We start from the raw sequence: 25,592 nt of genomic DNA on the forward strand, positions 1-25,592 counted from the left end.
GGGGTGGCAGGTGTTATGCTGGCCGCCCATTTTTCCCTGCGGCTACGTGCCGCCTGGCCTTACCCGTTTTCAAGGTGCCGCCGTGAGTGACCGTACTGAGGCCGTCAAAGCCTACCTGCTGGATCTGCAAGACCGTATCTGCACTACCCTGCAAGCCGAAGATGGTGGTGCCGAATTCTTCGAGGATGCCTGGCAGCGGCCAGCCGGCGGTGGCGGCCGCACGCGGGTGATGGAGAACGGTGCGCTGATCGAAAAGGGCGGGGTGAACTTCTCCCATGTGTTCGGCGACAGTCTGCCGCCCTCAGCCAGCGCTCATCGGCCGGAACTGGCCGGACGCGGCTTCGAGGCCCTTGGCGTATCGCTGGTGATCCACCCGGAAAACCCCTATGTGCCGACCTCCCACGCCAACGTGCGCTTCTTCAGTGCCGAGAAAGCAGGTGAGGAGCCGGTCTGGTGGTTCGGTGGCGGCTTCGACCTGACGCCCTACTACGGCAATGACGAAGACTGCCGGCACTGGCACCAGGTCGCCCATGACGCTTGCGCGCCGTTCGGTGCCGAGGTCTATCCGAAGTTTAAGGAGTGGTGTGATCGCTACTTCCACCTCAAGCACCGCGGCGAGCCGCGTGGCATTGGCGGGCTGTTTTTCGATGACTTGAATCAGTGGGATTTCGACACCAGCTTCGCCTTTATGCGCGCCATCGGCGATGCCTATATCGCGGCCTATCTGCCCATCGTGCAGCGCCGCAAGCTGACCCCCTATGGTGAGCGCGAGCGTGAGTTCCAGGCCTTCCGCCGGGGCCGCTATGTTGAGTTCAACCTGGTGTTTGACCGTGGCACGCTGTTCGGCCTGCAATCCGGCGGGCGCACCGAATCGATCCTGATGTCCCTGCCCCCTCATGTGCGCTGGGGCTACGACTGGAAGCCCGAGCCGGGCAGCGAAGAGGCACGCCTGACCGAGTATTTTCTGACCGATCGCGATTGGCTCGCAAATTTGCCTTGATCGCTGCTGCGCTAGGCCATGCTGCGTTGAGAGCAGGCTCGGAATGCTTATTTACAGCTCGTAAACTCCGCTTCCTCGCCTGCTCTCGCCTTGCCTGACCGTCGCTCGCGACGCGCTGAAGGCAAATTTCAAAGAGGATTATTGATGGACCGCTATGGCGTATTCGGCAACCCCATTGGCCACAGCAAGTCGCCGCTGATTCATCGCCTGTTTGCCGAGCAAACCGGCGAGCAGCTGAGCTATGAAGCGCTGCTCGCGCCGCTGGACGATTTCTCTGGATTTGCCCGTGCGTTCTTTGCCGAAGGTTTGGGGGCGAATGTCACCGTGCCGTTTAAGGAGCAAGCGTTTGTACTCGCCAATCAGCTCAGCGCCCGTGCTCAACGCGCCGGTGCGGTAAATACCCTGAAGAAGCTGGCCGACGGCAGCCTGCTTGGCGATAACACCGACGGCGCCGGCCTGGTGCGTGATCTGACGGTGAATGCCGGGGTAACCCTCAAGGGCAAACGCATCCTCCTGCTCGGCGCGGGCGGTGCGGTGCGCGGGGTGCTGGAGCCGCTACTGGGCGAGCAGCCGGTAGCGCTGGTGATTGCCAACCGCACGGTGGAAAAGGCTGAGCAACTGGCCCGCGAATTCGCCGACCTGGGCCCTGTGGTTGCCAGCGGCTATGACTGGATCGATGCACCGGTGGACCTGATCATCAACGGCACCTCGGCCAGCCTGGCCGGTGAGTTGCCACCGATTGCCCCTAGCTTGATCCAGCCGGGGCATACCCTGTGCTACGACATGATGTACGGCAAGCAGCTGACGGCCTTTAACCGCTGGGCTGCCGAGCAGGGCGCGGCGCGCACTTTGGATGGCCTCGGCATGCTGGTCGAGCAAGCCGCCGAAGCCTTTGCTCTGTGGCGCGATGTGCGTCCAGCCAGCGCCCCGGTGTTGGCCGAACTGCGCCGCCTGCTGGCCGAGGGTTAAGCGCGTATGTCGCTGAGCCCGAATGAACTGGCGCAGATCAGCGCGCTAACCCTGCGCCATTATCAGGATTGTGCCGAAGGCTTTCGCGAGGGCACCCGCGACCACGATGTCAGCCAGAATATCGCTGCCCTGCTCGCACATATTCAGGCCACTGCGCCCTACCAGATTCTCGATTTCGGCTGCGGGCCGGGGCGCGATCTGCGCACCTTTAGTGCCATGGGCCACACCGCTGTCGGTTTGGACGGTTGCTCGCGCTTTGTCGAAATGGCTCGCGTCGACAGTGGCTGCGAGGCCTGGCAGCAGGACTTTCTCGCCCTCGATTTGCCGCCTGAACGCTTCGACGGCGTGTTCGCCAATGCCTCGCTGTTTCATATTCCCCGCCAGGAACTGCCACGGGTGCTAAAGCAGCTGCATGCCACCCTTAAACCCGGCGGCGTACTGTTCAGCTCCAACCCCCGTGGTGAGAACCAGGAAGGCTGGAATGGCGAACGCTACGGCGCCTATCACGACCTGGCCAACTGGCGCGTGCTGCTTAACGCCGCCGGCTTTAGCGAGCTGGAGCATTACTACCGGCCGGCGGGCTTGCCGCGCGAGCAGCAGCCCTGGTTGGCCAGCGTATGGCGGCGCAGCTAACGCTTAGCTGTAGCCTGGATTAGCGCAGCGTAATCCGGGAGCGGGGTCCGGCGATGCCGTGATACCCGGATTGCGCCTTCGGCTTATCCAGGCTACGAAACTGTCGCAGAGCCTGGCTCAGTTCGTAGGGTGGACGTCGCTTTTCACGTCCACCGCAATGGTGGATCGATAAGCGTGATCCACCCTACTCAGTACACGTCGCGCAGGTAGCGTTTCTGCTCGGCCAAACGGCGGATATGTTCGGCGGCTTTTTCCTCGCTCAAACCGCCGTGCTCGCGCGCCACATCCCGTAGCGTCTGCTCGACATCCTTGGCCATGCGGTTGGCGTCGCCGCAGACATACAGCTGCGCACCCTCCTCCAGCCAGCGCCACAGCTCGGCGCCCTGCTCGCGAATACGATCCTGCACGTAGATCTTCTGCGCCTGATCGCGGGAGAAGGCCAGGCTGAGGTTGGTCAGCAGGCCGTCGTGCTGCATCGCCGTGAGCTCGTCGCGGTAGTAGAAGTCGCTGGCGGCATGCTGCTCGCCGAAGAACAGCCAGTTCTTGCCGGTATCGCCGCGCGCGCGGCGTTCGTGAAGGAAGCCACGGAACGGCGCCACACCGGTGCCGGGGCCGATCATGATCATCGGCACGTCGCCATCCGGTGGCACACGGAAGTATTTGTTGCTCTGCACAAACAGCGGCACTTCGCGGTTATCCGCACGGTCGGCGAGAAAGGTCGAGGCCACGCCCTTGCGCTTGCCGTAGCGCACGGCGGAAACGGTCAGGTGCACTTCGCCGGCATGCGCCTTGGGGCTCGATGAGATCGAATACAGGCGCGGTTGCAGGCGCTTGAGGCTGCCCAGCAGTTCGTCAGCCGAGTGTTCAGCGGGGTAGGCCTGCAGCACGTCGGCCAGTTGGCGGCCCCACAGCCAGTCTTTTAACTCCGCCTTGCGCTCGCCAAGCAGGCTGCGCAACTCACTGTTGGCGCTGCGTTCGGCGACCAGGGCGAGGGCCTCGTTGCTCGGTCGGGCAATTTCGAAATGGCAGCTAAGCGCCTCGCGCAGCGGCAGTTCGCCGACCTTGGCCACGTTGACCAGTTGTTCGCCGTCCAGGTGCGCCAGTTCGAGCACTTCCTCGACCAGCTCCGGGCAGTTGCGCGGCCATACGCCGAGGGCATCGCCGGCTTCGTAGGCCAGGCCGGAGTCGCCCAGGGCGAAAGCGAATTGACGGGTGTCCTTGCTCGCGCCTTCCGCGTTCAGGCGCAGGTTAAGCGCCAGGCGCGCTGGCAGCGGCTGGGTTTTACTCACCGTGCTGACGGGTTCAGGTGAAGCGGCGCTGTGTGCAGGAACTGCCGTTGCCGCCGGGCGCAGCAGTGGTAGCAGCTCGCTTAGCCAGGCCGCTGCAGCGTCGTCGAAGTCGCTGTCGCAATCCAGGCAAGGCCGTAGCGGCGTGGCGCCGAGTTCGGCCATACGCCGGTCGAGGTTTTTGCCGTGCTGGCAGAACTGCTCGTAGTTGGGGTCGCCAAGCGCCAGTACCGCATAACGCAGATTTTCCAGGCGCAGGTCGCTGGTCTGCAGGGCGTTCCAGAAGGCCTGGCCGTTGTCCGGTGCATCGCCGTCGCCGAAGGTGCTGCTGAGCAGCAACACCGAGCCGGCGCTGGCCAGTTGCTGCGGTGGGTAATCGGCCATGCAGCTTAGTGCCACGGCAATCCCGGCTTCGTTCAGGTGCGCGGCCAGGCGTTCGGCCAATGCCTCGGCATTGCCGGTCTGCGAGGCCCACAGCAGGGTTACTGCAGGGGTCGCTGCCAGTGCCGCGGGTGCGACGCGGCTGAATAGCCCGGCGAGCATGCCGTCGAGCCACAGGCGGGTCGGTTCGGCCAGGGGCGCCTGGCTTGGCAGGCTGGGTACACCGCCGCCGGGGTTGCTGCGCAAGCCGCTGATATAGCCGGCCATATAGGTGCGCTCGCTTTCGCTGAGGGGCGGCGGTGCACTGCAATCTACGCCGACCAGGGCCGCAAAGGTTTCGATGCTCGACATCGCGAGTTCCTCGGGCTGGTGAGATAGGCGAGTGCTGTCGACTGCCTCGGCGGTGGGCGTATCGAGGCGTTGATGGGCGATCAGCTCGATACGCCGCAGGCTGACGGCGCAGAACTTGAATTCCGGCTGCTGCGAGATGGGGTCGATGGCGTCGCTGGTTACCGCGTTGATCGCCAGGTTATCGCCGTACACATCGTTCCAGTGGAACGGCGCAAAGCAGCCGCCGGGCAGCACGCGGTCGCTGATCTGCACCGGCAGCACGGCATGGCCACGCCGCGAGCGGACTTCCAGCTGGTCGCGGTCGCGCACGCCGAGGGCGGCGGCGTCCTGCGGGTGCACTTCGATAAAGGGGCCGGGGTTGAGCTTGTTCAGCGTGGCGACCTTGCCGGTCTTGGTCAGGGTGTGCCACTGGTGTTGCAGGCGCCCGGTGTTGAGCACGAAGGGGAAGTCCGCATCGGGCATTTCCGCCGGGTCGAGGTGCGGGCGCGGGAAGAACTGCGCCTTGCCGCTGGGCGTGGCAAAGGCCAGGCGCGGCGTGCTGCCATCTTCGCGAATGTGCAGATGCTGGCTGATTCCGTCGTTGATGTAGCGCAGCGGCATGCGCCCGTCGCCCTCCTCACTGGCGCAGGGCCATTGCAGCGGCGTCTGGCGCAGGCGCGGGTAGCTGGCGCCGCGCAGGTCGTAGCCGGTCTTGGGATTGTGGAAGCGCTTGATCTCCTCGAACACCTGCTCGGCCGATTCGTAGTTGAAGCCGTCGGCAAAACCCATGGCGCAGGCCACCTCGGCGATGATCCGCCAGTCGGCCATGGCCTCGCCGGGCGGCTCGACGGCTTGCGGCATCAGGGTCAGGTTGCGTTCGGAGTTGATCATCACCCCTTCGGTTTCGGCCCACAGCGCGCCGGGCAGGAGGATGTCGGCGTAGCGATTGGTTTCGGTATCGAGAAAGGCGTCCTGGGCGATCACCAGTTCGGCGGCCTTCAGCCCTTCGATTACCTTGCTACGGTTGGCCATGCTCGCCACCGGATTGGTGCAGATGATCCAGCAGGCCTTGACCTTGCCGGCTGCCAGGTCCTCGAACAGCGTCACGCTGCCGCCGCCCAGGCGGGTGTGCAGGGTGCCGGCCGGCACGCCCCAGATCTGCTCGACAAAGGCGCGGTCGTCGTCCACCAGCACGCTGCGCTGGCCAGGCAGGCCGGGGCCCATATAGCCCATCTCGCGGCCGCCCATGGCGTTGGGTTGGCCGGTAAGGGAGAACGGTCCGCTGCCGGGGCGGCAGATCTTGCCGGTGGCCAGGTGCAGGTTGCACAGGGCGTTGGTGTTCCAGGTGCCGTGGGTGCTCTGGTTGAGGCCCATGGTCCAGCAGCTCATCCACTCGCCGGCTTCGCCGATCCAGCGTGCGGCCTGGCGGATCGCTGCTTCGCTGAGCCCGGTATGGGCGGCGACGTAGTCGGGGGTGTAGCTCTCAAGGAAGTCCGGCATGACCTCCCAGCCTTCGGTGAACTCGGCAATAAAGCCCGGATCGGTGTGGCCGTTCTTGTGCAGCAGGTGCAGCAGGCCGTTGAGCAGCAGCAGGTCGCTGCCCGGGTTGATCTGCAGAAACAGGTCGGCCTTGTCCGCCGTGGCATTACGCCGGGGGTCGACGACGATCAGCTTGGCGCCGGCTTTTACCCGTGCCATCAGGCGTAGAAACAGGATCGGATGACAGTCGGCCATATTTGCGCCAATCACCAGCAGCACATCCGCGCGGTCGAAGTCCTGGTACGAGCCGGGCGGGCCGTCGGCGCCCAGCGACAGCTTGTAGCCGCTGCCGGCGCTGGCCATGCACAGGCGCGAGTTGGATTCGATCTGGTTGCTGCCCAGGTAGCCCTTGACCAGCTTGTTGGCCAGGTACTGCGCCTCCAGTGACATCTGCCCGGAGACATACAGGGCAATGGCGTCCGGGCCGTGTTCGTCGAGAATCGCGCGCAGGCGGGCGGCGGCGGCGCTGATGGCGCTAGTCATGGTGATTTGCCCAGGATTGCGGCTACGTTCGCTGCGCAGGTAGGCGTGCTGCATGCGGCCGGATTCGTTCAGCGGTTGGGCGCAGGTGCTGCCCTTGGTACACAGGCGGCCGAAGTTGCTCGGATGCTGCGTATCGCCGCTGACCTTGGCGATCTTGCCGTTTTCCACGTGCATGACGATGCCGCAGCCGACGCCGCAATAGGGACAGACACTTCGCACGGTTTTGTTCGCCACACCCCTCTCCTGCACCTGAAACGCAAAACGCCATGCAACCCTCCGTCGAAACGGGAGTGGCACGGCGTCTTTGTCGTGGATGGGCAATCAGCGTTGATTACCTGGGTGGGTCTATAGCAAGGCACGCGCCAGGGTTCGCAAGGGCGGCTTGAATGCCCGCGCGGCAAGGCCTGGCGAGGTGTGTGCGGGAGATAAAGGTCTACCGAGAAGCGACTCATAATGGGGCGCATAGACCTATGCTCGCCTCTTTTTGGGTCTTTATCGCGCCGGGCAGGTGAGCCTGCAACTGCGCCTGTAGCCTGCTGCAATGCGGGCCGCAGGTCGCTGTGGGGAAACTGGCACAGGCGCTGCATGAGCCTCAGCGAGCCCGCCACATTCGGGCCGCCCATTCGATCAATGGCGATCGTCAGCCTCTTTAGGCAATGGGTAATCAGGTGCCACTCGCAGGCACCGCACAGAACAGGCAAAGGCGCCTGAAACCGCAAGGTTTCAGGCGCCTTTTTTATTGCCGCAGAAAAACCTGATGAGCTTCGGCCGGGAAATGCCATGAACAGCACAGATACCTCCACAGACCAGCAACGGCTGATCATCATCGGCAACGGCATGGTCGGCCACCATTGCGTCGAGCAACTGATCGAGCGTGGCGCGCTGGCGCAGTACCGCGTGCAGGTGTTCAGCGAAGAGCCGCTGCGCGCTTATGACCGCGTGCACCTCTCCGAGTATTTCACCGGCCGTGATGCCGAATCCCTGGCGCTCAGCACGGTTGAGCTGTACCAGACGCCTGGGGTCACTTTGCACCTTGGCGTGCCGGTGCTGGAGATCGATCGCGAGCGTCGTGAAGTGATCACCGCCGAAGGCAGCTTCCCCTACGACCAGCTGGTGTTGGCCAGCGGCTCCTACCCGTTCGTGCCGCCGATTGAAGGCGCCGAAGGCGATTCGCGCCTGGTCTACCGCACCCTGGCCGACCTCGACACCATTCAGGCCGCCGCCAAGAGCGCGCGCCGTGGCGTAGTGGTTGGCGGTGGCCTGCTCGGCCTGGAAGCGGCCAACGCATTGAAGTCCCTGGGCCTGGAAGCCCATGTGGTGGAATTCGCCCCACGGCTGATGCCGGTGCAGCTGGATGACCACGGCGGCCTGGCGCTGAAGGCGCAGATCGAAGCCCTGGGCGTCAGCGTGCACCTGTCGCGCGGCACCCAGTCGATCACCCCGGGCAGCGAATACCGCTACCGGATGAACTTCGCTGGGGATGAGTTCCTTGAGACCGACCTGATCGTGTTCTCCGCCGGCATCCGCCCGCAGGACGCCATCGCCAAGCAGTGCGGTCTGGAACTCGGCCCGCGCGGTGGCGTGGCCATCGACAGCCAGTGCCGCAGCAGCGACCCGGCTATCTTTGCCATCGGCGAGTGCGCGGCGTGGAACGGCGGCATCTTCGGCCTGGTCGCTCCGGGCTACCAGATGGCCCGCAGCGTTGCCACCCAGCTGTGCGGCGAAGACAGCGAGCCGTTCATGGGCGCGGACATGTCGACCAAGCTCAAGCTGCTCGGCGTCGACGTCGGCTCTATCGGCGATGCCCACGGCGCTACTGCCGGCTCGCGCAGCTACCGCTTTATCGACGAAGCCAACGCCAGCTACCGCCGCTTGGTCGTATCGGCCGACGGCAAGCAGGCTATCGGTGCCGTGCTGGTCGGCGACAACAGCTACTACGACACCTTGCTGCAGTACGTGCAGAACGGCATCAAGCTGCCGGCCGACCCGTCCTGCCTGATCCTGCCGCAAGGCGAAGGCGCCCCGGCGTTGGGCGCCGATGCGCTGCCGGACACTGCGACCATCTGTTCCTGCCACAACGTCAGCAAGGGCGCGATCTGCGCCGCCATCGACGGCGGTTGCGGCGACCTCGCCGGGCTCAAGGCCTGCACCAAAGCTGCTACCGGTTGCGGCGGCTGCTCGGCGCTGCTCAAGCAGGTGTTCGAGCACGAGCTGACCGCCCGTGGCGTGGTGGTGGACAAGAGCCTCTGCGAGCACTTCGCCTACACCCGCCAGGAGCTGTATGGCATCGTCCGCGTTGAAGGCATCGAGAGCTTCGAAGAACTGCTGGCCAAGCACGGCCGCGGCCATGTCGGCTGCGACATCTGCAAGCCGGCGGTGGGCTCGATCCTCGCATCCTGCTGGAACCGCTCGATCACCGACCCGGCGCTGGTGCCGCTGCAGGACACCAACGACACCTTTATGGCCAACATGCAGAAGAACGGCACCTACTCGGTGGTGCCGCGTATTCCCGGTGGCGAGATCACTCCGGACGGCCTGCTGGCCATCGGCGCGGTGGCGAAGAAATACGACCTCTACACCAAGATCACCGGCGGCCAGCGCATCGACCTGTTCGGCGCGCAGCTGCACGAACTGCCGGATATCTGGGCCGAACTGATCGCCGCCGGCTTCGAAACCGGCCACGCCTACGGCAAGTCGCTGCGCACGGTGAAAAGCTGTGTAGGCAGCACCTGGTGCCGCTACGGCGTGCAGGACAGCGTGGCCATGGCGCTGCTGCTGGAGGACCGCTACAAGGGCCTGCGCTCGCCGCACAAGATCAAGTTCGCCGTCTCCGGTTGCACCCGCGAATGCGCCGAGGCGCAGAGCAAGGACGTCGGCGTGATCGCCACCGAGAACGGCTGGAACCTCTACGTCGCCGGCAACGGCGGCATGCGTCCCCGCCACGCCGAGCTGTTCGCCACCGACCTGGATGATGCCACCCTGATCCGCTACATCGACCGCTTCCTGATGTTCTACGTGCGCACCGCCGACCGCCTGCAACGCACCTCGGTGTGGCGCGAGTCGCTGGAAGGCGGCCTGGATTACCTCAAGGAAGTGATCATCGACGACAGCCTGGGTCTTGGCGCCGAACTGGAAGCGCAGATGCAGCTGGTGATCGACCGCTACGAGTGCGAATGGGCCAACGCCCTGAAGGACCCGGAGAAGCTCAAGCGCTTCCGCACCTTCGTCAACGAAAAGGGTGGCGACCCGGATATCCAGTTTGTCGAGGAACGCGGCCAGCGCCGCCCGATCAGCGCCGCCGAACTGCAACTTATTCCAGCCGAGGAGGTGGTCTGATGGGCCAGTCGAGCGCAACCGCAACAGTCGAGCAAACCCGCGTGCAATGGCACGCTCTGTGCAGCCGTGCCGATCTGGTGGCCAATTCCGGTGTGGTCGCCTGGGTCGACGGCGCCCAGGTGGCGCTGTTCTATCTGCCAGACGAGACCAGCGGCAAACAGCTGTATGCCGTCGATAACCGCGACCCCAAGTCCGGCGCCAACGTCATCGGTCGCGGCATCGTCGGCAGCCTGGCTGGCGACCTGGTGATCGCCGCGCCGCTGTACAAACAGCACTACCGCCTGGAAGACGGCAGCTGCCTGGAATACCCGGAGCAGCAACTGCGCACCTGGCCGGTACGCTTGCAGGGCGACCGGGTGGAGATCGGGCTGAGCTAAGGCGATGGGCGAGCGGGGCTGACGCCAGTCAGTCTCGGCATGCGAGCGGAATAGAGCGTTACTTGACTATTGAGTCAGTAATTGGCTTTATGCACCTCAGCCCGCAGCGCTGATGCCTGCGTAGCAGGGTTGTCGATTATCTCGGCAGCCCTGTTTTTGTTGCTTTGCTAAGTGGTTTATTGCGCAAATCGCTGTATATCGTGAGATATAGCGAGGGTAGAGTAGCCCGGCGAATCAGCGTCTACAGTACAGCCGTTGCCAGCGGCGGCACACTCAGGAGTTATCCATGCAAGTTCGTATCGCGGTGATGTTCGCCGCCTTGATTTTCAGCAGCCATGCCCTGGCTGAGCAGGTGCAGGTCGCAGTGGTCGCCAACTTCACCGCGCCGCTGAAGGTGATTGCCACCGAGTTCGAGAAAGACACCGGGCACAGCGTGCTCGCCTCCTTCGGTGCCACTGGCCAGCTGTATGCACAGATTCAGAACGGTGCGCCGTTCGAGGTGTTTTTAAGTGCCGATGCAAGCACCCCGGCCAAGCTCGACAGCGAAGGCCTGGGCGTCAGCGGTTCGCGCTTTACCTATGCAGTTGGCAGCCTGGTGCTGTGGTCTGCCAAGCCGGGTTATCTGGATGGCAGCGACGCAGTGCTCAAGGCCAATCAGTACAAACATCTGGCGATCGCCAACCCGAAAGCCGCTCCTTACGGCCTGGCGGCCACCGAAGTGCTGGACAAGCTGGGCCTGAGTGCGGCGGTCAAGGACAAGCTGGTCGAAGGGCAGAACATCACCCAGGCGCATCAGTTTATTGCCACCGGCAACGCCGAGCTGGGCTTTGTTGCGCTGTCGCAGGTGTACAAGGATGGCCAGCTCAGCAGTGGCTCGGCCTGGATGGTGCCGGCGCAGATGCATACGCCGATCAAGCAGGATGCGTTGATCCTCAAGAAGGGCGAACATAACCCGGCCGCTGGAGCCCTGACCGAGTACCTGAAAGGCGAGAAGGCGGCGAAGATCATCAAGTCTTACGGCTACCAACTCTAAGAACCCGTTTACGATCTGCTGCGCGTCGTCCCTGCTGCGTTAAAAACAGGCTCGGAATGCTCATTTACAGCTCGTAAACTCCGCTTCCTCGCCTGTTTTTGCCTTGCAGAGCTCTAGCTCGCTAGCTCGTAAAACAGGTTCTAAAAAGGCTGTTGCGATGCCACTGAGCAAAGCTGATTTCGCCGCGGTACTGCTGACGCTTGAGCTGGCATCGCTGACCACCCTGTTGTTGCTGCTGATCGGTACGCCGATTGCCTGGTGGTTGGCGCGCACGGGCTCGCGCTGGAAGCAGCCGATTGGCGCCATCGTCGCCTTGCCGCTGGTGCTGCCGCCGACGGTGATCGGCTTCTACCTGCTGGTGAGCATGGGGCCGCACGGTTTTATCGGTCAGCTGACCCAGAGCCTCGGCCTCGGCACCCTGACATTTACCTTTACCGGGCTGGTGATCGGCTCGGTGTTCTACTCCCTGCCCTTCGTCGTGCAGCCGCTGCAGAACGCCTTCGAGGCGATTGGCCTTGCCCCGCTGGAAGCGGCGGCGACGCTGCGTGCCGGGCCTTGGGATGCGTTCTTTACGGTGGTGTTGCCGTTGGCTAGGCCGGGTTTCGTCACCGCTGCGATTCTCGGCTTCGCCCATACCGTGGGTGAGTTCGGCGTGGTGCTGATGATCGGCGGCAATATCCCCGGCAAGACCCAGGTGGCGTCGGTGCAGATCTACAACCATGTGGAAACCATGCAATACGCCCAGGCCCACTGGCTGGCGGGCGGCATGGTGCTGTTCTCCTTTATCGTGCTGCTGGCGCTCTACTCTGGACGAAGCAGCGGGCGCAGCAGTACGCGGGTGTGGCAATGATCTGGCCATTGGCACGGCGCAATCCGGCGATCCGCACAGTTGCTGGGGCGGGTGAAATCCAAGCGCGTTTCAAGGTTGAACACCCAGGTTTTACCCTGGATGTTCAGCTGAACCTGCCCGGTCGCGGGGTCAGCGCGCTGTTCGGTCATTCCGGCTCGGGCAAGACCAGTTGCTTACGCTGTTTTGCCGGGCTGGACCAGCCGAGCGTAGGCTGCCTGCAGGTCAACGGCGAGCTATGGCAGGACAGCGCCCAGGGCATCTTCGTCCCTGCGCATCAACGCGCCGTGGGTTACGTGTTTCAGGATGCCAACCTGTTTGCCCACCTTACGGTGCGGCGCAATCTGCAGTACGGCTTGCAGCGCATCCCCGCAGCGCAGCGGCGGATTGCCCTGGAGCAGGCGGTGGAATTGCTTGGCATTGAGCATCTGCTGGAGCGCCTGCCGGACAAGCTGTCTGGCGGCGAGCAGCAGCGCGTCGGTATCGCCCGCGCTCTGCTGACCAGCCCGCGCTTGCTGCTGCTGGATGAGCCGCTGGCGTCCCTCGACCTCAAACGCAAACAGGAGGTGCTGCCCTACCTGGAGCGCCTGCATCAGGAACTGGAAATTCCGATTGTCTACGTCAGTCATTCGCCGGATGAAGTGGCGCGCCTGGCCGATCACCTGGTGCTGCTCGAGGACGGCCAGGTCAGCGCCAGCGGCCCGCTCAAGGAAACCCTGCTGCGCGCCGACCTGCCGTTTGTTTTTGAGGACGATGCCGAAGCGGTGGTCGACGGTGTGGTTACCGCGCATGATCAGGCCTACGGGCTGCTCTACCTGCAATTGCCGGATAGCCAGATCAACCTGCGCTTACCCCACGGGTCGCTGCCGTTGGGCCAGTCGGTGCGGATCAAGGTTAAGGCGCGCGATGTCAGCCTGAGCCTGCAACAGGCCGAGGACAGCAGCGTGCTCAACCTGTTGCCGGCACGGGTGCTGGACTGGATCAAGGTCGCCGAGCAGGCCCATGTGCTGGTGCGTGTGCAGGTGGGTGGCGAGCAGCTGATCGCCCGCATCACCCGTTACTCCTTCGACCGCCTGCAGATCCAGCGCGAGCAGTTGCTGTGGGCGCAGGTCAAGTCGGTGTCACTGTTAAGCACCCACTGATGCCTGGGTGAACGCGCTGGGCACGACCTGCGAGCGTTTCAGGCCAAGCCACTCCAGCTCGATAAATACCAGCACGGCAATGGCCTGGACGATCACGAAGGCGTAGCCGAGCAGGTTTGGTGCGATCCAGCCGCTGAGCAGTAACAGCCCGCTGTGTAGCACCCACAGTGCATTCAGGCCGAGCACGCTGTAGACCGCCGCCCGCGACATGCTTTCACGGCGCGACAGCCAGAGCAGAAAGGTCGCCAGCGGCAGCAGCACCAGGGCCGCGCCGATCAACAGCTCACGCGGCAGAGCCAGCAGGCTGCTGAGCCAGTCTGCCAGCAGCAGAATTTGTGCGGCAGTGGCCACACCGACCAGCCCATCGGCGAGCAGGGCGCGGCGCAGTAACAGCGAAGGTTGCAAGGTGGTCATGGTGAAGTCTCCACAAAGGACCGCCGAAATGGCGGGTTGGCCCTTAGATTTCGCCGATCCGCGCGTCGCGTCGATTACCTCGCAGGTAATGGCTGAATTGACCTCGCTGGTTTATCTTCGCTGCCCATGAACAGCCAAAGCCAGCCCGTCGGGGCCCTGCTGCGCCAGTGGCGTCAGCATCGTCGTTTGAGCCAGCTCGACCTCGCCTGCGAGGCCGATATTTCCACCCGCCACCTGAGTTTCGTCGAAACCGGGCGCGCCCAGCCCAGCCGCGAGATGCTGTTGTTGCTCGCCGAGCAGCTGGATATTCCGCTACGCGAGCGCAATAGGCTGCTTAGCGCCGCCGGCTATGCACCGCTGTTTACTCAGCATGAGCTGTCCGAGCCAGCCATGGCCGCCGCGCGAACCGCCATCGAACTGCTGCTCAAGGCCCATGAGCCCTACCCGGCACTGACCATTGACCGCCACTGGAACCTGCTGGCGGCCAACAGCGCCGTGGCACCCTTTCTGCTCGGCTTGGCCCCGGAGCTGCTGGTACCGCCGATCAATGTGATGCGCTTGAGTCTGCATCCGGGTGGCCTGGCGCCGCGCATCGTCAACCTGGGCGCGTGGCGCGCCTACCTGCTGGCGCGGTTGCAGCGCGATTTTCAGGCCAGCGGTGATGCTCAGCTGCAAGCGTTATGGGATGAGCTGAACGCCTATCCGGGGCCGGCGGCACCCGCGCAGTTCGACAGCGACACGGTGCTGATGCCGTTGCAGTTTGTCAGCGAGCAGGGCGTGATCAGCCTGATCGGCACGACCACGGTATTCGGCACCGCCAACGACATCACCCTGGCGGAACTGGCGCTGGAAACCTTCTTCCCGGCCGATGCCTTCAGCGCGCAGTACCTGCGTGACTTGGCCGAATCGACGCATCTTTCCGACGAAATCACTCTTTAGGCTGCTTTTCTCCAGTATTCAGTGCAGTACCCTGTGGCGCGCGATTGTATAAGCTGACCTGGTTCAGCACTGCTCACAAAAATAATAAGGAGCACACCTCGTATGCGTTCTACAACGCTGTCTCGCTCGCTATTGCTCGCGGTTATCGGGTTGTTGAGCGGTCTCTCGCCGCTGACCTTTGCCCAGGCCGTGACCCCCCAGGAACAGGTTCAGGTGCAGGCCAGTCGGGTTACCAGCAGCCTGATGCTGTTACGCGGAGAGGGTTTCCAAAAGAAACACCAGGACGCCCTGGAAACTGATCTGCAGGCCCTGGCCGCTGCGGTGCAGAGCCTGCCGCAAAACAGCGATGCCCTGCGCAGCGCTCATCAGGAACTGGTGGTGCAGATTCGTCGTGGCGTAGCCTTCGGCCCGAGTGAAGATGACATGCCCTGGCGCTACCCCGAGGACCTGAGCAAGGCTCTGCTCGGTGTGCTCGAGGAAACCCGCAAGCTGGCCGGCCCGGATGACAGCGAACTGTCCGCCAAGCTTGAATACCTCTCAGTGCAGTACCTCAGCCGCGCCTACTTCGGCAATTTCGAAACCGCTCGCGAGCAGCCCGACACCTACCTCGGTCAGGATGAACGCAAGATCGTGCCGTCGGTGGATGAGCAACTGGCCGCGCTGGACGGCAAGGCCGACCCGCAGATCGGCAAACTGAAAACCCGCTGGGATTACCTCAAGGCCGCGCTGGTTGACCTCAATAGCCAGAGCAGCGCCCTGCAGAGCGCCTCGGGTCGACCATTTGCGCCGATCACCGTGTATCGCCATACCCGCTCACTGACCACGCAATGGATGGCGATGTATTGAGGTCTGTCATGGATCTGCTGCGCGTCGGCGATACTGCGTTAAAAATGGCCTCGGGCTGCTCATTTACAGTCGTAAACTCCGCGCCCTCGGCCATTTTTGCCTTGTCTCGCTCTAGCTCGCGAGACCCGGATCGGTTCTAGGAGGCCGCCGATGGCGGCCTAGTAGTTCAGGCAGTGGCTTTCTTCTCACGAATACAGGTCGGCCCGGCGCGTTCGACGATGGCCTGTTCAACCTCTTTGCGCAGGCCCAGCAGGAAGGCCGCTTCGGCGGCGACGAATAGCGGGCCGATGACCAGGCCCATCACGTCGTCGACAAACGCCGGTTTGCGCCCTTCGTAGTAATGGCCGACAAACTGGATGATCCAGCCGATCACGAACAGGCCGATGCCGCTGCTCAGCCACAGCGCCGTCGATTGCACGGCCAGGCCGGCCGCTGCCCACAGGCTGAGCAGCAACAGCAGTGCCATCAGCAGGCCGAAGCGCAGGTCCAGGCGCAGGTAGAACACGCCCGCCGCCACGGCCACCAGCAGCGCGGGGGACAGCCATAGGCCGAGCAGCTCGAAGCCGGGGCGTGATAGCAGCACGGCCACCGCCACAACGATCAGTGGAATACCGATAAAGTGGCTGAGAATATTGCGTTGGTCGCGGTGATAGGCCGCGTATTGAGCCAGATGATCAACCAGGGTTTTCATTATTATTTTCCTCATGCAAGACAGGTGGCCAGCATGAACCCACGCCCACGCAGTGCTCTGTCAGCTAGCCGACAAACAGGCTGCCGGCGATGAGTAGCGCCCATAGCTATCAGGCGCGTCTGCGTCAGGGCCACTGGTTCAGCGCCCTGCCCGCCGCGCTGCAGGAGGCGCTGCTGGCGGCTGCCCAGGTGCAACAGCTGGCGCCCGGGCAGGTGCTGTTTCGTCGGGGCGACAAACCCTGTGGCCTGTATGCGGTGGTCGAGGGCGGCATGCGCATTGGTGCCGTGAGTGCCACCGGCAAGGAAGCGTTGCTCACCCTGGTCGAGCCGCCCTACTGGTTTGGCGAAATCTCGCTGTTCGATGGCCAGCCACGCACCCACGATGCCTTTGCCGAAGGGCCCACCACCTTGTTGCTGGTGCCGCAGGCGCCGCTACTGGCGCTGCTTGCCCAGCAACCACAGTACTGGCGTGATTTCGCCTTGCTGATGAGCCAGAAACTGCGCCTGGCATTTATCGCCCTGGAAGAAATGAGCCTGCTGCCCGCCGCCCCACGCCTGGCTCGGCGCCTGCTGTTGATCTCGGAAAACTACGGCGAGGGCGAGCCGCGCCGGGTGCTGCACTTGCCGCAAGAGCAGTTGGCGCTGATGTTGGCGATCTCCCGGCAGACCACCAACCAGATCCTCAAGGAGCTGGAAGCCCAAGGCATTCTGCGTCTGACCTATGGCGAGATCGAGCTGCTCGATCTGCCGCGCTTGCGTCAGGCGGCGCAGTAGGCAGCGGCTGCAAAGACTGAACCTCTGGCGCAGAATGGCGCTCTATTACCGAACACTCATTGATAGAGCACGACGCCCTGATGCCGACCGCCCCCGCTGTTGCTCCTGCTGACCTGCCCCTGGTGCTGGCCGGCCCGCTGCTGCGCCGCATGGAGGCGCAGCGCCTGGTGCTCTGGCTGGTCGGCAGCAGGCCGCTGACGTTGAGCCTGCAGCTGAGCCATGGCGACGCAGCCGAGGCACAGCGCTTGCCGCTGCAAGGTGACAGCTGCCAGGTTATCCAGATGGGTGAGCAGGCGTTTATCCACCTGATTGATCTGAAACTGGACGCACCGCTGCCCTGCGAAGTGCAGATCGACTACGACCTGCTGATCGAACAGCCGGATCAGGCCGCGCTGGGTATCGCTGACTGGGCGCCGCACCTGCTGTACGACGGCGCGACCCAGGCCAATTTCGTCCTGCGCGCGCAGCTGGATCATCTGCTGCACGGCTCTTGCCGCAAGCCGCATCACCCTGCGGCCGATGGTTTGCTTTGCGCTGACCGTCTGCTGGCTGAAGCACATGCGCCCGAGCAGCGCCCGGCCTTGCTGCTGATGAGTGGCGATCAGATCTACGCCGACGATGTCAGCGGGCCGCTGCTGCGGGCGATTCATCAGGTGATCGAGCGCCTGGGTTTGTTCGGCGAGCATCTGCAAGGTGCGGTGGTCGATGACAGCACGGCGCTGTACCAGCACCCGGCCAGCTACTACCAGCGCACCGAGCTGCTGCCGGCGCTGAAAAGCAATGAAACCCTGCGCGAGCGCTTCTTCGGCGGCGTGGAAAAGCCGGTGTTCACCACCAGCAGCGCCGACAACCACCTGGTGACCTGCGCCGAAGTGTTGGCCATGTACCTGCTGGTCTGGTCGCCGACGCCATGGACCTTGCTGGATGCCGAGATACCGGCGCTGAGCGCCGAGGAAGTGCCGCGTTATCAGGCCGAGCGTGAGCGCATCGAAGCCTTTCGCGGCGGTCTGGGCCAGGTCGCCCGCGCCCTCGCCCACCTGCCGACGCTGATGATCTTCGACGATCACGACATCACCGATGACTGGAACCTTTCCGCGCAGTGGGAAGAAACCGCCTACGGCCACCCGTTTTCCAAGCGCATTATCGGCAATGCGCTGATCGCCTACCTGCTGTGCCAGGGCTGGGGCAATAACCCGGATGTGTTTGCTGAGCAATTGCAGATGATCCGCGCGATGACCGAGGGCCGCGATGCTGCCAACCACATGGACAGTCAGCCGCAGGACGCGCTGATCGACAGCCTGCTGAGTTATCACCAGTGGCAATTCGTTCTGCCGAGCACACCGGCGCTGGTGGTGCTGGACACCCGCACCCGGCGCTGGCGCAGCGAGCGCAACCTCAAGCGGCCGTCCGGTCTGCTGGATTGGGAAGCGCTGTGCGAGTTTCAGCAGGAGCTGCTTGATCATCCGTCGGCGATCATCGTATCGCCGGCGCCGATGTTCGGCGTCAAGCTGATCGAGACCATCCAGAAGGTATTCAGCTGGGCCGGCCATCCGCTGATGGTCGACGCGGAAAACTGGATGGCCCACCGGGGCGCGGCGCAGGTGATGCTGAACATCTTCCGCCACTCGCGCACGCCGGGTAACTACGTGATTCTCTCCGGCGATGTGCATTACTCGTTTGTCTACGAGGTGCTGATCCGCCAGCGCAAACGCGGGCCGAAGCTTTGGCAGATCACCAGCAGCGGCTTGAAAAACGAATTCCCACCACGCTTGCTCGACTGGTTTGACCGCCTCAACCGCTGGCTGTATGCGCCCTGGTCACCGCTCAACTGGCTGACCACGCGCCGGCGTATGCAGGTCAAACCGCGCATCCCCTCGCGCAGCAAGGCCGGCGAACGTCTGTGGAATGGTGCGGGGCTGGGTCAGGTGTTTTTCAACGAGCAAGGCCAGCCCAGTGCGATCTACCAGCTGAATGCCGATGGCTCGCCGGCGGTGGCGTTTGTCGATGATCGCGATAAGGCGCCGGCCAGCCAAGCCGTACTCAGTTGCAGTCGAGCGGACTAGCATTTCGGATCTCGCGAGCTAGAGCGAGACAAGGCAGAAATGGCCGAGGACGCGGAGTTTACGGGTTGTAAATGAGCAGTACTCGTTCACTCGCCCTTCGGGCCGCGCTAAAGCGCGTTAGCCGCAAGCGGCTTCCCGGGGCCATTTCTAACGCCGTATCGCCGACGCGCAGCAGATCCGCGGGAGTCTTAGCGCAGCTTTTCCAGCATCTGGTAGTACCACATGCCTGCCGCCAGCATCGGGTTGCCGAACACATCACCCAGCGGCACCTTGATGTGCTTGCAGGCGGCGAAGGTGTCGTAGTGGCCCAGGGTGCCGGTCAGGGCGTTGGCCATGATTTCACCCATGATGTGGGTGGTGGCGATGCCGTGGCCGGAGTAGCCCTGGCAGTACCAGACGTTGTCCGAGAGCTTGCCCAGCTGCGGGATGCGGTTGATCACGATGCCCATGGCGCAGCTCCACTGAAAATCAATGTCGACGCCCTTGAGCTGCGGGAAGGTTTGCTCGATGCCGGGGCGCAGCTCGCCGGCGATATCCCGTGAATCACGTCCGGAATAGTTGCAGCCGCCACCAAACAGCAGACGGCCATCGGCGGTCATGCGGTAGTAATCGAGGACGAAGCGGCAGTCGTACACGGCCAGGTCCTGCGGGTTGATTTCCTTCGCCAGCTCGCCCAGCGGCGCGGTGGTGACGATGCCGCCCATGGCCGGGAAGATCATGCCCTTGAGCTTTTTCGGCTCCAGCTTGTGGTACACGTCGCCGGCCAGCAGCACCTGCTTGGCGTTGATCCGGCCTTGGGCGGTGACCACCGCCGGGTTGGCGCCATGCACAATCTCCAGCACTTCGGAGTGCTCGAAAATAAGCGCGCCCAGGCTGGCGGCGGCCTTGGCTTCGCCGATGCTCAGGTTCAGCGGGTGCAGGTGCATGTTGCGGGTGTTCTTCAGGGCGCCGCTGTACAGGTCGCTGGCCAGGTGGCTGCGCACCCCGGCGCGGTCGAGCAGGGTGACGTCAGCGCCCATGCCCCGGCGCTGCGCTTCGGCGTAGGTGGCTTCGAGCTCCTGCATATGCGTGGGCTTCATCGCCGCATGCAGGTGCCCGTGCTTGAGGTCGCACTGAATGCCGTACTTCTCCACGCGGTTCTTGATGATCTCGTGGCCGCGCCAGCGCAGGTGCCAGATAAAATCTTCCACCTCCTCGCCGAGGGTGTTGCGCATCTGCTTGGTCATTGCCGCATCGCCCGACAGGCTGCCAGTGACCTGCCCGCCGTTGCGCCCGGTGGCGCCCCAGCCGATCTTGTTGGCTTCGACAATCGCCACCTTGAGGCCGCGCTCGGCCAGCTCCACGGCAGACGCCACGCCGGTAAAACCGCCACCGATGATCACCACATCGACGCTGACCTCGCCTTGCAGGGTCGGGTAGTCGGTTTCTTCATTGAGGGTGGCGCTGTAGTAGGACGGGCAACGTACAGCGGCGGGGGTTACGGGTTTGATGGCGGCGTTCATAAGGCGGTTCCTGAGTACGGATAGCGATGCAGGCAGCGGTTCGTCAGCTCGCGCCAGGCGCAGGCAGCACGGACGTAGGCAGGCGGCTGAAGTGATTAGCGCGAGAGGCTCAGGGCATCCGGCGGGCGCGCGTGGCGGCAATGCCACAGGGCCCAGAAGGCGAGGATCTCCGCCAATAGCGGATTGAGTCGATCCAGGCCAAAGCTCCGCTCGGCCCTGTGCAGGCAGAAGCGGAAGGTGCGGCGCAGATTGGCTATCGATTCACTCATGCGGGCAGACTCGCACGCCGGTGACTGTTGGTTAAATCGTGTTTTTCACATATTCAGGTTGCTGCTGGCTAAACAATCAGGGGGCGGGTCAGGCTTATGGTTGATAGCGAAACGGTACCCTGAGGCCGCGCTCGATCTGCCCGGACAGTTGATGCACGCCGGCCAGCACGCCATGCTCGGTGCTGCGCATCAGCTCCAGCCACTCATCATCGAAGGCTTCGTTGAGGTTCTTGCGCAGCTGCGCCTCGCTGGCTGGCCGGGTACTTTCCCGCGAGACGGCGGTAAACAGCGCCACACCGAGGGACACCGTGGTGCCGGCCGGGCCGCCGATCAGCGCGGATACGGCACCGGCTGCGCCGCTGACTGCGAGGTCGTCGATCAGACGCTCGCTGGTCTGTTGCGCCACGGCGGAAATTCCAGGATCCGCCGACCAGTCGCCGAGGCCGCGCGGGGCGTTGCGGATGCGTTCGATAAAGGCGCTATAAGCCGGCAACTCGGTGAGCGGTTCTGCGTGCAGCAGTTCATACAGCGATGCGCCGGGTGCCTGGGTGATGGCCGGGATGGCCCTGAGGCGCTGCTGGAACTGCTCGCGTGGCAGGTCATGTTGTTGCGCAATGCGCGGCAGGTTTTCATCGAGATGCTGAAGGTAGAGCCAGGTACTGCGCGCCATGATCTGCTGCGGGTCGTCGGTCTCGGCGACCGGTTCCAGCACGCGCTCGCGGTATTGCTCCTGCAGGTACAAGGCCAGGCGCCTGACGCTGGGCTCCTTCGCGCCGCCGTTACTGAGTCGGTACCAGGAAACTTTGATGCCCATCCATTGCTGCGTCCAGTAGCCGGAAAACCAGGGGATAAATTCCTCGTCGGTCTGTTGGTAGACCAGGTCCATCCACTGCTCCATCGACAGCAGGGCATGCTCGCGCGCCTGCTGCGCCGCGCTGCGTGACAGCACGCTGATGTCGCGGTCGACCTGCTGCCAGGTGCTCGCACTTACCTGAATCGGCGGATTGCTGGCACAACTCGCCACTGCCAGCAGCAGGGCGAGCAGAACGACGCGCGGACTCGACATGGCAAGCCTCCGCCTGCTGGGTACCAGCCCCTACTCCAATGGAGTGCTGAAGTTATTCCCCCTGTGGCTTGAGTATAGGCGCGCGGCTAGCGGCTTCCGCCGGCAGCAGACGGCAGGTATGGACCTACTGACTGGCGCGCGTGTCACGCAGATTGGCGAGCACCCGCTCGGCGTTTTCCGTGCAGGGCATGCCCTCTGGTTTGTTCTCGATGGTGGCGATGATGTTCAGCAGCTGCGCCTTGTTCTGCGCCAGACGCTGTTGCATTGCCTCGATCTCGACGACCTTGCGTTGCAGGCTGTCGAGCATCTGCTCATGCGCCCAGCCCTCGGCGTTGGCATCGGGCAGCAGGCGGCGGATTTCCTCCAGGCTGAAACCGGTCTGCTGGGCGCAGCTGATAATGCCCAGGGCTTGCAGTGTTTGTTCCGTATAGCTGCGATAACCGTTGGCCTGACGCTGGGCACTGATCAGCCCGCTGGCTTCGTAGAAGCGGATACGCGAGGCAGCCAGACCGCTGCGGCTGGCCAGTTCACCAATTTTCATAATCTGTGCTCCGGGGTATTGACCTTAAAGTTGACTTTAACCTTAGCCTTGCTACTCCCGCTACCCTGGAGTACGCCATGACTGCCTTCCAACCGCTGCAACTGCCAAACGGGACCTACATTCCCAACCGCATCGCCAAGGCGGCGATGGAAGAGAACCTCGCCGACGCCAGCCAGGGCCCGTCCGCCGAGCTGCTGCGGCTTTACCAGGCCTGGGCCGCAGGCGGCGCCGGGTTGCTGCTGACCGGCAACGTGATGGTCGATCGCCGCGCCATGACCGGCCCCGGCGGCGTGGTACTGGAAGACGAGCGCCAGCTGGACAAATTTCGCGAGTGGGCACGTATCGGCCGCGCCCAGGGTGCGCAGATGTGGATGCAGATCAATCATCCCGGCCGGCAGATGCAGGCCAACCTTGGCCAGCAGACCGTCGCCCCCTCGGCCGTGGCCCTGGAGCTGGGCGGCCTGTCGAAGATGTTCCCGCTGCCCAAGGCGCTGGATGAGGTGGAAATTCAGGACCTGATTCAGCGCTTTGCGCGCACCGCACAGTTGGCCGAACAGGCCGGCTTTACCGGCGTGCAGATCCATGCGGCGCACGGCTATCTGCTGAGCCAGTTTCTTTCGCCCATCAGCAACAAACGCACGGACAGTTGGGGCGGCTCCCTGGAGAACCGCGCGCGGCTGCTGCTTGAGGTGGTCAAGGCGGTGCGCGCGGTGGTGGCAGCGGACTTCTGTGTGGCGGTCAAGCTCAACTCGGCGGACTTCCAGCGTGGCGGCTTCGATGCGGTTGATGCCAAGCGCGTGGTGCAGCTGCTCAATGAACAGGCGGTTGATCTGGTCGAACTGTCCGGCGGCAGTTATGAAGCGCCGGCCATGCAGGGCGATGCGCGTGACGGCCGCACCCTGGCACGTGAGGCCTACTTTCTCGAGTTTGCCGGTGAGATTGCCGCTGTGGCGACGATGCCGGTGATGGTCACCGGTGGTATCCGGCGTTTGCCAGTGGTCGAGCAGGTGTTGGCCAGCGGCGTGGCCATGGCCGGGATAGCTACGGCTTTGGCGATCAACCCGGCGCTGCCCAAACAGTGGCAGGCCGGGCAGCCCAGCAGTGCCGAACTGCCGGCGATTCGCTGGAAGCACAAGGCGCTGGCCTCTCTGGCCTATATGGCGGTGGTGAAATTCCAGCTGCGCCAGCTCAGCCTGGGCAAGCACACCCACGCCGGGGTTTCACCGCTGCGCGCACTGTTGCTGGAGCAGCTGAAAAGCGCGCGGCGCACCCGTCAGTACAAACGCCTGATGGCGGCGGGCTGATTTAGTGCGGGTTTAGGGCTCCGGCTTGTAGCCCAGACGTAAGCCGCCCCAATGCCGGCCCTGAACCATGATCGGTACCGACAGGTCGTGCATCAACTCGCCGGTATCACGCATATAGGTCTGTAGCAGCAGCGGCTTCTGGTGGCGGCCGCAGCGGATGCCGGTGCGGTCGTTGAACAGGCGTTTGCTGCGGCTTCTCAGGGTGTCCACGGCGCGGTCGCCGCAGGGCGGATGGTTGAAGGCGTTGTTATGGGTCGGCACATAGCCTTCGGCGGTGCAGGCGATGGCGAACACCAGGCCTTCGTGCTGGCTCAGCAGCGGCTCCTGAATGGCCGGCAGCACCTGATCGGCATAGCTGTCGAAGCGGGTCTTGTACTTGGCCGGGAAGCTGCCGGCAATCGGCTGGTAGTGGCGGTCGAACAGGTCGCTGGCGCTGATCCGGCCACTGTGCAGGTCCGCTTCGAACTGCGCGGCAATCTGCGCCGCGGCGCCGCGCGCGAGGTCGTAGATGCGCTGGTGGTAGTCATCCAGGCCGACTTCGGCGAGCTGTTCGCTGACGCTTTCGGCCTGAGTGACTAAGCGCTCGGCAGCACTGCTGAGTTGGCGAGTCTGCCCTTCGCTGTCGCCGACATCGCCGCGCAACTGGCCGACCGCCACCGAGAGTTCGGCCAGGCGTTCGTGGTTCTGTCGGGTGCCACTGTCGATCTGGCTGACCTGGCTTTCCACGTCCACCGCCAGTTCGGCAATCCCCTGCAGTTGTTCGCCAGTGCGCTTGACCTGCTGTGCGGCCAGAGTCAGCTGCTCGGCCTGCTGCTGCATATGGTTGACCACCGCCGTGCTCTGCTGGCGAATGTCGCTGACAATCTGCCCGACTTCCTCGGTGGCGCTGCTGGTGCGTCCGGCGAGGTTGCGCACCTCATCGGCAACCACGGCAAAGCCCCGGCCGAGCTCACCGGCGCGGGCGGCTTCGATGGCGGCATTCAGCGCCAGCAGGTTGGTCTGGCTGGCAATCGACTGGATCACCTGGGTGACTTTTTCGATCTGCTCGGTGCGGCTGCTGAGGCCATCGATCAGCTCACGGCTGGTGGCGGTCTGCGCGCTCAGGTGTTGCATGGCATCGATCGCCTGGCGCAGTTCCTGCTGCCCGCTGCTGCTGTTCTGCCGCACGCTCTGCGCCGCCAGCAGGGTTTGCTCGGCGCGCTGGGCGTTGTCCTGTTCGGTATGGGTGATGGCCTCGGCGGCCTGGTTGATCTGCTCGGTGGCACTGAGCTGCGATTGCAGTTTACCGGCCAGCTGCTGTGCGGCGTGGGCCACTTCGGCGGCGGCCAGGGCGTTGTGGCAGGTGTGTCGCGACAGGTTCTGGCTCAGGGCGCTGAACGACGCGTGCGGCGCATCGGTGGAAGCTGGCAGCTCTTCATGCTGGCGCTGCCACGGCCCTAGCCAGGGCCATAGGGCCAGCAGCAGAAAGGACGGAATGCTGATAAACCAGGGCAGTTGGATCTGCTGATAGACCGCCATCAACCCGGCCAGCCCGATGGCATGCAGCAGGCAGGCCTTGGGATAGGTAATAAACGCAGAGCGCATGACAAACCTCATTATTTTTATTCTGGTCGAACCAACACCAGAAACTGCCTGTGGCGCGCCGCTTTGCAGTGGGCGGGCCATGCCTGCTGGAACCTGTGTGCGCGCGGCTGGATATGCCTGGGTAGGCAATCGGCCGCTGTCGGCGAATCTATAGACCATAGCGGGTGACGCTCCCTGCGGCCAACCTTTGGTGGGAGGTTGATTCGAGCACCCATGGCGGCTTAGGGCCATGGCACTTTGGTCG

At 63.8% G+C, this 25,592-nt stretch carries 21 protein-coding genes; 13 read left to right on the forward strand and 8 right to left on the reverse strand.

From position 1 onward, the window contains the following. Positions 1-82 precede the first annotated feature (82 nt). The 3 genes from hemF to ACIN8IBEIGE_RS06710 all read left to right on the forward strand — a co-directional run bounded on the left by hemF (position 83) and on the right by ACIN8IBEIGE_RS06710 (position 2,602). Positions 83-1,000, forward strand: coding sequence for an oxygen-dependent coproporphyrinogen oxidase (gene hemF / locus ACIN8IBEIGE_RS06700; RefSeq protein WP_160013967.1), 918 nt, complete (start codon positions 83-85; stop codon positions 998-1,000). 144 nt (positions 1,001-1,144) lie between these two features. Then, complete coding sequence (gene aroE / locus ACIN8IBEIGE_RS06705) at positions 1,145-1,969, forward strand: shikimate dehydrogenase (RefSeq protein ID WP_160013968.1); 825 nt, start codon at positions 1,145-1,147, stop codon at positions 1,967-1,969. A gap of 6 nt (positions 1,970-1,975) precedes the next feature. After that, a complete protein-coding gene (locus ACIN8IBEIGE_RS06710; protein WP_160013969.1) occupies positions 1,976-2,602 on the forward strand; it encodes a bifunctional 2-polyprenyl-6-hydroxyphenol methylase/3-demethylubiquinol 3-O-methyltransferase UbiG in 627 nt (208 codons plus the stop codon). A 188-nt stretch (positions 2,603-2,790) separates the two neighbouring features. On the opposite strand, the gene ACIN8IBEIGE_RS06715 is transcribed toward ACIN8IBEIGE_RS06710, so the two are convergent. Then, positions 2,791-6,855, reverse strand: coding sequence for a bifunctional nitrate reductase/sulfite reductase flavoprotein subunit alpha (locus ACIN8IBEIGE_RS06715; RefSeq protein ID WP_160013970.1), 4,065 nt, complete (start codon positions 6,853-6,855; stop codon positions 2,791-2,793). Positions 6,856-7,401: 546 nt separating this feature from the next. Between ACIN8IBEIGE_RS06715 and nirB the strand changes: the two genes are divergently transcribed. The 5 genes from nirB (at position 7,402) to modC (ending at position 13,356) form a co-directional block, all read left to right on the forward strand. Then, entirely contained in the window at positions 7,402-9,957 is a 2,556-nt protein-coding gene (gene nirB / locus ACIN8IBEIGE_RS06720; RefSeq protein WP_160013971.1) for a nitrite reductase large subunit NirB, read from the forward strand. Then, on the forward strand, positions 9,957-10,334 hold the full coding sequence (gene nirD / locus ACIN8IBEIGE_RS06725; protein ID WP_160013972.1) for a nitrite reductase small subunit NirD: 378 nt from the start codon (positions 9,957-9,959) through the stop codon (positions 10,332-10,334). The genes nirB and nirD overlap by 1 nt, the downstream gene beginning before the upstream one ends. Before the next feature lie 286 nt (positions 10,335-10,620). Next, positions 10,621-11,367, forward strand: a complete 747-nt coding sequence (gene modA / locus ACIN8IBEIGE_RS06730) for a molybdate ABC transporter substrate-binding protein (protein WP_160013973.1) — start codon at positions 10,621-10,623, stop codon at positions 11,365-11,367. Between the two features lie 157 nt (positions 11,368-11,524). Further along, positions 11,525-12,217: a molybdate ABC transporter permease subunit gene (gene modB / locus ACIN8IBEIGE_RS06735; RefSeq protein ID WP_160013974.1), complete on the forward strand. Its 693-nt coding sequence runs from the start codon at positions 11,525-11,527 to the stop codon at positions 12,215-12,217. Then, positions 12,214-13,356 carry a molybdenum ABC transporter ATP-binding protein gene (modC, locus tag ACIN8IBEIGE_RS06740; RefSeq protein WP_160013975.1) on the forward strand — a complete coding sequence of 381 codons (1,143 nt, stop codon included), beginning with the start codon at positions 12,214-12,216 and terminating at the stop codon, positions 13,354-13,356. Before modB ends, modC begins: the two co-directional genes overlap by 4 nt. Here modC and ACIN8IBEIGE_RS06745 read toward each other — a convergent pair. After that, entirely contained in the window at positions 13,342-13,770 is a 429-nt protein-coding gene (locus ACIN8IBEIGE_RS06745) for a hypothetical protein (protein WP_160013976.1), read from the reverse strand. The two genes, modC and ACIN8IBEIGE_RS06745, sit on opposite strands and share 15 nt — an antisense overlap. 126 nt (positions 13,771-13,896) lie before the next feature. Between ACIN8IBEIGE_RS06745 and ACIN8IBEIGE_RS06750 the strand changes: the two genes are divergently transcribed. Both ACIN8IBEIGE_RS06750 and ACIN8IBEIGE_RS06755 read left to right on the forward strand, forming a co-directional pair. Continuing rightward, the gene (locus tag ACIN8IBEIGE_RS06750; RefSeq protein ID WP_090378798.1) at positions 13,897-14,709 is read left to right on the forward strand and encodes a helix-turn-helix domain-containing protein; all 813 of its coding nucleotides are present in this window, start codon (positions 13,897-13,899) and stop codon (positions 14,707-14,709) included. Between the two features lie 102 nt (positions 14,710-14,811). Continuing rightward, a complete protein-coding gene (locus tag ACIN8IBEIGE_RS06755; RefSeq protein ID WP_160013977.1) occupies positions 14,812-15,555 on the forward strand; it encodes a hypothetical protein in 744 nt (247 codons plus the stop codon). Positions 15,556-15,721: 166 nt separating this feature from the next. On the opposite strand, the gene ACIN8IBEIGE_RS06760 is transcribed toward ACIN8IBEIGE_RS06755, so the two are convergent. Beyond that, positions 15,722-16,246 (reverse strand): DUF962 domain-containing protein, encoded by a 525-nt coding sequence (locus ACIN8IBEIGE_RS06760; protein WP_160013978.1) that lies wholly within the window; start codon positions 16,244-16,246, stop codon positions 15,722-15,724. 89 nt (positions 16,247-16,335) lie between these two features. On the opposite strand from ACIN8IBEIGE_RS06760, the gene ACIN8IBEIGE_RS06765 reads away from it, so the two are divergent. Continuing rightward, the gene (locus ACIN8IBEIGE_RS06765) at positions 16,336-17,019 is read left to right on the forward strand and encodes a Crp/Fnr family transcriptional regulator (protein WP_160013979.1); all 684 of its coding nucleotides are present in this window, start codon (positions 16,336-16,338) and stop codon (positions 17,017-17,019) included. A gap of 80 nt (positions 17,020-17,099) precedes the next feature. Next, the gene (locus tag ACIN8IBEIGE_RS06770; protein ID WP_160013980.1) at positions 17,100-19,082 is read left to right on the forward strand and encodes an alkaline phosphatase D family protein; all 1,983 of its coding nucleotides are present in this window, start codon (positions 17,100-17,102) and stop codon (positions 19,080-19,082) included. 188 nt (positions 19,083-19,270) lie between these two features. Here the strand turns inward: ACIN8IBEIGE_RS06770 and ACIN8IBEIGE_RS06775 are convergent, their stop codons facing one another. The 4 genes from ACIN8IBEIGE_RS06775 to ACIN8IBEIGE_RS06790 form a co-directional block, all read right to left on the reverse strand. Then, positions 19,271-20,584: an FAD-binding oxidoreductase gene (locus ACIN8IBEIGE_RS06775; protein ID WP_160013981.1), complete on the reverse strand. Its 1,314-nt coding sequence runs from the start codon at positions 20,582-20,584 to the stop codon at positions 19,271-19,273. Between the two features lie 95 nt (positions 20,585-20,679). After that, on the reverse strand, positions 20,680-20,853 hold the full coding sequence (locus ACIN8IBEIGE_RS06780) for a hypothetical protein (protein ID WP_167360343.1): 174 nt from the start codon (positions 20,851-20,853) through the stop codon (positions 20,680-20,682). A 94-nt stretch (positions 20,854-20,947) separates the two neighbouring features. After that, positions 20,948-21,919 carry a hypothetical protein gene (locus ACIN8IBEIGE_RS06785; RefSeq protein WP_160013982.1) on the reverse strand — a complete coding sequence of 324 codons (972 nt, stop codon included), beginning with the start codon at positions 21,917-21,919 and terminating at the stop codon, positions 20,948-20,950. A gap of 124 nt (positions 21,920-22,043) precedes the next feature. Beyond that, on the reverse strand, positions 22,044-22,460 hold the full coding sequence (locus tag ACIN8IBEIGE_RS06790) for a MerR family transcriptional regulator (RefSeq protein ID WP_090378815.1): 417 nt from the start codon (positions 22,458-22,460) through the stop codon (positions 22,044-22,046). A gap of 77 nt (positions 22,461-22,537) precedes the next feature. On the opposite strand from ACIN8IBEIGE_RS06790, the gene ACIN8IBEIGE_RS06795 reads away from it, so the two are divergent. Further along, positions 22,538-23,764, forward strand: coding sequence for an NADH:flavin oxidoreductase/NADH oxidase family protein (locus tag ACIN8IBEIGE_RS06795; protein ID WP_160013983.1), 1,227 nt, complete (start codon positions 22,538-22,540; stop codon positions 23,762-23,764). A 12-nt stretch (positions 23,765-23,776) separates the two neighbouring features. On the opposite strand, the gene ACIN8IBEIGE_RS06800 is transcribed toward ACIN8IBEIGE_RS06795, so the two are convergent. Continuing rightward, positions 23,777-25,579: a methyl-accepting chemotaxis protein gene (locus ACIN8IBEIGE_RS06800; RefSeq protein ID WP_372239979.1), complete on the reverse strand. Its 1,803-nt coding sequence runs from the start codon at positions 25,577-25,579 to the stop codon at positions 23,777-23,779. Between the last annotated feature and the right edge of the window lie 13 nt (positions 25,580-25,592).

The sequence above is a fragment of the Pseudomonas sp. 8BK genome, from assembly GCF_902506475.1.
Taxonomy (GTDB): domain Bacteria; phylum Pseudomonadota; class Gammaproteobacteria; order Pseudomonadales; family Pseudomonadaceae; genus Aquipseudomonas; species Aquipseudomonas anguilliseptica.

Bases quoted from the DNA above. Each gene is read 5' to 3' on its own strand.
- aroE (WP_160013968.1), top strand. From the start codon at position 1,145: ATGGACCGCTATGGCGTATTCGGCAACCCCATTGGCCACAGCAAGTCG.
- ACIN8IBEIGE_RS06710 (WP_160013969.1), top strand. From the start codon at position 1,976: ATGTCGCTGAGCCCGAATGAACTGGCGCAGATCAGCGCGCTAACCCTG.
- nirB (WP_160013971.1), top strand. From the start codon at position 7,402: ATGAACAGCACAGATACCTCCACAGACCAGCAACGGCTGATCATCATC.
- nirD (WP_160013972.1), top strand. From the start codon at position 9,957: ATGGGCCAGTCGAGCGCAACCGCAACAGTCGAGCAAACCCGCGTGCAA.
- modA (WP_160013973.1), top strand. From the start codon at position 10,621: ATGCAAGTTCGTATCGCGGTGATGTTCGCCGCCTTGATTTTCAGCAGC.
- modB (WP_160013974.1), top strand. From the start codon at position 11,525: ATGCCACTGAGCAAAGCTGATTTCGCCGCGGTACTGCTGACGCTTGAG.
- modC (WP_160013975.1), top strand. From the start codon at position 12,214: ATGATCTGGCCATTGGCACGGCGCAATCCGGCGATCCGCACAGTTGCT.
- ACIN8IBEIGE_RS06745 (WP_160013976.1), bottom strand. From the start codon at position 13,770: ATGACCACCTTGCAACCTTCGCTGTTACTGCGCCGCGCCCTGCTCGCC.
- ACIN8IBEIGE_RS06750 (WP_090378798.1), top strand. From the start codon at position 13,897: ATGAACAGCCAAAGCCAGCCCGTCGGGGCCCTGCTGCGCCAGTGGCGT.
- ACIN8IBEIGE_RS06755 (WP_160013977.1), top strand. From the start codon at position 14,812: ATGCGTTCTACAACGCTGTCTCGCTCGCTATTGCTCGCGGTTATCGGG.
- ACIN8IBEIGE_RS06760 (WP_160013978.1), bottom strand. From the start codon at position 16,246: ATGAAAACCCTGGTTGATCATCTGGCTCAATACGCGGCCTATCACCGC.
- ACIN8IBEIGE_RS06765 (WP_160013979.1), top strand. From the start codon at position 16,336: ATGAGTAGCGCCCATAGCTATCAGGCGCGTCTGCGTCAGGGCCACTGG.
- ACIN8IBEIGE_RS06770 (WP_160013980.1), top strand. From the start codon at position 17,100: ATGCCGACCGCCCCCGCTGTTGCTCCTGCTGACCTGCCCCTGGTGCTG.
- ACIN8IBEIGE_RS06775 (WP_160013981.1), bottom strand. From the start codon at position 20,584: ATGAACGCCGCCATCAAACCCGTAACCCCCGCCGCTGTACGTTGCCCG.
- ACIN8IBEIGE_RS06780 (WP_167360343.1), bottom strand. From the start codon at position 20,853: ATGAGTGAATCGATAGCCAATCTGCGCCGCACCTTCCGCTTCTGCCTG.
- ACIN8IBEIGE_RS06785 (WP_160013982.1), bottom strand. From the start codon at position 21,919: ATGTCGAGTCCGCGCGTCGTTCTGCTCGCCCTGCTGCTGGCAGTGGCG.
- ACIN8IBEIGE_RS06790 (WP_090378815.1), bottom strand. From the start codon at position 22,460: ATGAAAATTGGTGAACTGGCCAGCCGCAGCGGTCTGGCTGCCTCGCGT.
- ACIN8IBEIGE_RS06795 (WP_160013983.1), top strand. From the start codon at position 22,538: ATGACTGCCTTCCAACCGCTGCAACTGCCAAACGGGACCTACATTCCC.
- ACIN8IBEIGE_RS06800 (WP_372239979.1), bottom strand. From the start codon at position 25,579: ATGGCCCTAAGCCGCCATGGGTGCTCGAATCAACCTCCCACCAAAGGT.